Source organism: Ventrimonas sp. (assembly GCF_048380235.1).
In the GTDB taxonomy this organism is placed as follows: domain Bacteria; phylum Bacillota; class Clostridia; order Lachnospirales; family Lachnospiraceae; genus Brotaphodocola.
The window spans coordinates 1-5984 of sequence record NZ_DBFCCJ010000066.1; the positions used below are offsets into that span (position 1 = coordinate 1).

The following is a 5984-nucleotide window of genomic DNA, read 5'->3' on the forward strand; positions in this document are numbered from 1 at the left end:
GGAACGGCAGCAGCCAGAGCCGCCCCGGAGCTGGTGGAGCCGATTTTGGAGTAAATAAAAGGGGTGATGAAATTTTGCTGGAAACAACGCAAATAAAGCAGCGTTTACCGTTTATTGATTTGATAAGAGGTATAACCATTATTGAAATGATTTCGTATCATTTCTTATGGGATTTAGTTTATCTGTATAATGCAGATATTCCATGGTATAAGTCCCACGGTGCCTATATTTGGCAGCAATCCATTTGCTGGACTTTTATTTTGCTGGCTGGGTTCAGCTGGCATTTAGGAAAAAAACACATGAAAAGGGGATTGTGGGCGTTTGGTGGTGGTGTGGTCATTTCGCTCGTTACCGCCATAGTTCTTCCCAATGATCGGGTGCGCTACGGTGTTCTAACGCTTATTGGCAGCTGTATTTTGATATGGATTTTACTGGATAAGGTTCTGAAAAAAATCCCGGCTGGGGTTGGGGTAAGCGTTAGTTTTGTGCTATTCCTCATTCTCAGAAGTTGGACGAAGCAAGACCCTATCCAACTATCTCTATCTGATAATTTGCTGAATGTTACATGGTTGAAATCGGTATTAGCTTATATTGGATTTCCGCAAGCTGGCTTTTCATCTACCGACTATTTTCCGTTGCTCCCATGGATTTTCTTATTTGCAACAGGATATTTCCTGTACAGTTTCTTACAGGAAAAGGGGCTGATTAACCGGCTATTTGGAAAATGAAAAGTTCTAGGTATTAACTTTTTAGGGAAACATTCGCTTATTATTTACATGATACACCAAACGATCTGCTATGTTGTAGCGTTCTTGGTTTCCGAGATTTTTTAATATTGAGCCGTTGATCGGTGGAGTAAACAAGAAAGGAAGCCCCCAAAAAGGGGGCTTCCTTTCAGACTGTAGACAAAGCTCCTTCCTGTGAGGGAGCTTTGTCTACAGTCTGTTTATTTATCGTTATCTTCTCTTTTCCAAATCATGCCTCTTACTTTTTATAGTACCATCTTCCTGTATAGGGTGCAAGTCGCCACTGATGGTTCGTATAAATAATTTTACGCGTTTTTGCTGTATTTTTAAAGGTGCAAGATTTGTATAATTCCGTTAATTATAGTATACTGTAGGAAAAGAATTTTCGTAACACATCAGTTCACCATGTATTACAGAAAAGAGGTTATATTTCAAATGAAAAAGCAAAGAAAAGTAACCAGTCAGTCTGCCATGCTGCAGCAAAACACAAGATCAACCTATCAGATACTGATCATCAGCATCGTTATGCTGATCCTGTTCATCGGATCCAACATGTATCTGAGCCGGATCAATTCCCAGCAGCTGGAAGCTACCATGTATCTGAACCAGTATCGTCTGGGTTCCAAGACGCTGACCGCTGCCGTACAGTCTTACGCAGTCACCGGAGACCAGACCTACTATGACAATTATATGAAGGAATTAAACGAGGACAAAAATCGTGACATTGCCTGGGAAGGTCTTCAGAAAGACGGTCTGACCGACAATGAATGGGCACTGTTAAACCATATTGCTGAAATGTCCAACGGTCTGGTTCCTCTGGAAGAAGAAGCCATGGATAAGGCCGGTTCCGGAGATACACAAGCAGCTATTTCTTATGTATTTGGTGAGGAATATGAATCTACCGTACAGGAGATCACTGCAATCACAGATAATTGTATCAATGATATCCAGGCACGTATGGCTCAGAAGCAAAATACTCTGAATCTGATAATGATCACTACCATGGTGATTTTCATTCTCTGCTTCCTGACCATTGCCTGCAAGATTGTCACCACACTGACCTTTGCAAAACAGGAACTGCTGATTCCCATTGTAAAAGTATCCGAGCAGATGAAAGTACTTGCGCAGGGACATTTTGACAGCCGTCTGGATCTGCCGGAGGATGACAGTGAAGTCGGCATCATGGTGCAGGCCGTTCATTTCATGAACGACAACTTTACCAAGATGATCACCGAGATTTCCGAGATCTTAGGTCAGATGGGTCAGGGCAATTACCGTGTAGAGCCTACGGAAGAATATGTCGGTGACTTTGTACAGATCAAGGATTCCATGGTGAAGATCATTGCCGATATGAAGAAGACACTGTCCACCATTCAGGTCAGCGCACAGGAGATCGATGGTGGTTCCGAGCAGCTGGCACAGGCAGCTACCGATCTGGCAGAAGGTTGTACCGCACAGGCCTCCAAGATTTCCGAAGCATCCCAGATGATCGACGCTATGGCAAAGAGTATTGAAGAAAAAGCCAGAGTTGCACAGGAGACCGCAGATATCTCCAAGCAGTCCGCACAGACGGTTGCTGATGGCAATGCCAAGATGCAGGAACTGAAAGTCGCAATCGGTGAGATCAGTAAATGTTCCGAGGAGATTCGTTCTATCATTCAGGTCATTGAGGATATCGCTTCCCAGACCAACCTCCTGTCACTGAATGCCTCCATCGAGGCTGCCCGTGCCGGAGAAGCAGGCCGCGGATTTGCTGTCGTAGCCGAGCAGGTCAAGAATCTGGCGGAACAGTCCACCGAGGCTGCCGGAGAGACCACAAAGCTGATCGAGAGCACCATCGATGCTGTCAACAAGGGAATCGCCATTGCAGAAGAAACCGAAGCCAGCATGGATCAGGTAATGGAAGAAGCCGAGGCTTCTTCCAAGCGTATGGTTGATATGGCACAGGCCCTTCAGGCTGAAGTGTCCAGCGTCCAGCAGATCGATGAAAACATCACTCATGTGGCCGGAATCGTGGACAACAACTCCGCATCTTCTCAGGAGACCGCCGCTGTCAGCGAAGAACAGTCCGCACAGGTACATACTATGTTACAGCTGATGCATCAGTTCCAGATCTAGTTTTCAGAATGATAAAGCCTGAGTGCTTCTAAAGAAGCCTCAGGCTCAGACTGTAGACAAAGCTCCTTCCTGTGAGGGAGCTTTTCTTGTGTCATGACTGCAAAAATTATGTACTTACAAGCATATAAGAAGTAGTGAAAATGCCGTATTTACGGGACTTTTCACTACTTTTTTGGTATAATGAAAGTATCAAAATAAAGGCGGTGTTTCCTATGATGACACAGAATGCAGATAAGAAAAGAGAACAGATTCAGATGTTCTGCATGGATGACCTTGTTCCGCAGGATCATCTGCTGCGCCTGATTGACCAGGCAATCGACTGGAGTTTTATCTATGAACTTGTGATCGATAAATACAGTGCAGACAATGGCCGTCCCAGCATGGATCCGGTCATGCTCATTAAAATTCCATTCATCCAGTATCTGTACGGCATCCGAAGCATGCGCCAGACAGTAAAAGAAATCGAAGTCAATGTCGCATACCGATGGTTCCTCGGTCTGGAAATGATGGACAAGGTTCCCCATTTCTCTACGTTTGGAAAGAATTATACCAGCGCTTTAAGGATACTGATCTTTTTGAACAGATTTTTTCCCGTATCCTGCAGGAATGCTATAAATACAGACTGATCGATCCTTCCGAGGTCTCCACCTATGTAAAAGCACGGGCAAACAGCAAAAAGATGCGGAAACGGATTGCAGATGAGGAAGCACTGTTCTTCGAAGAGCAGTTAAAGAAGGAAATCAACGAAGACCGGGAAGCGCATGGGAAAAAGCCTCTGAAAGAAAAGAAGGAAGATCCCAGAGATCCCCCCCTCCTGTGGTGGCAGCTCTGATGGAAAAGAAGAAAAAACGGTCAAGGAAAGTACAACGGATCCGGAAAGCGGATGGTTCCGAAAGGGTGAGCATAAAAATGTTTTTGCGTATTCCGTGCAGACAGCCTGTGACAAAAACGGATGGATTCTGGGTTATGTGTAAATCCCGGCAATCAGCATGACAGCCGGACATTTAAATCCCTGTATGATAAGATAAAAGACATTGGCATTCAGACACTGGTAGCCGATGCAGGATACAAAACACCAGCGATAGCAAAGTTACTTCTGGATGATGGTATCACACCGCTTCTACCGTATAAACGCCCCATGACCAAAGATGTTTTTTTCAAAAAAGCCGAGTATGTGTATGATGAATATTTTGACTGCTATGTATGCCCGAATGATCAGGTGCTGGCTTATCATACGACGAACCGTTCCGGATACCGGGAATACAAGAGCTGCGGAATCGTCTGTGAAGGATGTCTATATCTGAAGCAGTGCACAGAAAGCAGGGATCATGTGAAGGTAGTGACCCGGCATATCTGGGAGCCGTACATGGAAAAGTGTGAGGATATCCGACATACGATTGGGATGAAGGAAGTGTATGCGCAACGGAAAGAGACCGTAGAGCGCCTCTTCGGAACAGCAAAAGAAAACCACGGATTCCGCTATACACAGATGATAGGAAAAGCCCGGATGGAAATGAAAGTCGGGCTTACGTTTGCCTGCATGAATCTGAAAAACTGGCAAAGATGATAGCCAGGAAGGGAAAAAGGGGAGCCCAAAAGTGTTTATTATTGATCAAGTACACACTTTTTGAACCGAAAACAAGAAAAACGCTTCTGGAGTGCTGACCAAAAGCGTTTTGTCTACAGTCTGAGGCTGGGAATATCCCAGCCTGCTTTGGCTTATTTCGTCCGTTTGCCGTGATAGCTGTTCTTTTTCACAACAACCAGGGATATAAACAATCCTGCCAGAGAAAGTCCCATCAAGGAAATCCACAATCCCAGGTTCGTGGTATCTCCCGTCTTGGGCGGATCGACCGGCTGCTCCGGTGCATCACTATCCTTGGTGTTGGTAAAGGCTGCCACAGCGGTTTTACCGCCGCTGATGCCTCCGCCGCCGGACGGTTGAGTTGGCGTAGACGTATCCTTTTCATATAGCAGTGCGAACGGAGAGAAGGAGTCAACTGCGAACTTAACGAATTTCTGTCCGCCGATTGTAACCGTTTCACATGTCAGTTTCTCCGGAATACGAGTGGTCAAAAGTTCATTCACATCAGCGTCACTGTCGCGGTCGATGCCCTTAAAGTGGATGATATGGAACTCAGAGTTTGACTTTGCATCGCTGGGGACCGGCCAGTACAGGTTCATTTTCTGACCAGCACCCATGGTAACGTAGATATTGCCGTCTGAGGTATCAACCAGATCGAGATAGCGGAACTGATATGAATACTTGCCTTCGGTGTTGGAGGTTCGATTGATGTACGCACTTAAAAGTGCATCATCCAGACTGTGATCGACCATCAGTTTTACACCGTCAGAGGATGCGCTGATACCGCTGTTATTGATATAATACTGCGTGTCTGTCTGTGCAGTGCTGACAAGCATGATATCCTTTTCCTGCGGATTAACGCTTGGAAGCGTGTTGTTCTCGATAGCACGATAAGTCGTATCATTGTTGCCGCGGACCTTCAGCGTGCCAGTGCCCAGCTTGATTGGACGGGTGAAGGTCTGGCCATCCGCGGTTGTAAAAGTCGCCTTGTATATCTGTTCATCCATCAGACCCTGATACACGCTGATCTTGTAGTTGCGGAACTGGTCGGTGAGCAGCGCCTGAAACTTCGATTCAGTCATGACCGAGCCGTCCGCACCGGTGAACTGTACGCGGGGGACGGTCTCCTCGCCGTCGTCAATCTGGCGGAGCTTGTAGACATAGACCCGACGTCCGTTCTCCATAACATGGCTCTTGCTTTCATCGCTGTACAGCTCCAGACTCCAGCTGCGCATTGTACCGTTGTCGTCGACAGGGGTCAGTCGTAGTTTGTCGCTCAAATCAACCGGGTTTTCATCTGTACCGCCGAGCCTTGCGTTAATATCGTCCGGCAGAGTGATATAGAAACCGATCTCCGGCAGATCATTCGCAGCAAACTTGCCATCTTGACCGATCACGCCGTGATAGCCGTCACCGCCGACATAAACCGTCAGGTTCATCGGTGCGATTTTAACGGCGGCATACGCTTCATCCGGCTTCCACTGGGCGTAAACCGTCATATTATTTTTGACATCGGTCGTAGCGGTAAAGGCATC

At 46.4% G+C, this 5984-nt stretch carries 3 protein-coding genes and 1 pseudogene; 3 read left to right on the top strand and 1 reads right to left on the bottom strand.

Annotated elements, in window-relative coordinates; all coding sequences use genetic code 11:
- The 3 genes and pseudogenes from ACMP1L_RS11060 to ACMP1L_RS11070 all read left to right on the top strand — a co-directional run.
- Positions 1-728 (top strand): heparan-alpha-glucosaminide N-acetyltransferase domain-containing protein (locus tag ACMP1L_RS11060; RefSeq protein ID WP_418453039.1); only part of this gene is annotated, 728 nt, incomplete at its 5' end.
- A gap of 453 nt (positions 729-1181) precedes the next feature.
- Positions 1182-2864: a methyl-accepting chemotaxis protein gene (locus ACMP1L_RS11065; RefSeq protein WP_418453040.1), complete on the top strand. Its 1683-nt coding sequence runs from the start codon at positions 1182-1184 to the stop codon at positions 2862-2864.
- A 212-nt stretch (positions 2865-3076) separates the two neighbouring features.
- A pseudogene (locus ACMP1L_RS11070) lies at positions 3077-4431 on the top strand (IS1182 family transposase).
- 152 nt (positions 4432-4583) lie between these two features.
- On the opposite strand, the gene ACMP1L_RS11075 reads toward ACMP1L_RS11070, so the two are convergent.
- Positions 4584-5984 (bottom strand): LPXTG cell wall anchor domain-containing protein (locus tag ACMP1L_RS11075; protein ID WP_418453041.1); only part of this gene is annotated, 1401 nt, incomplete at its 5' end.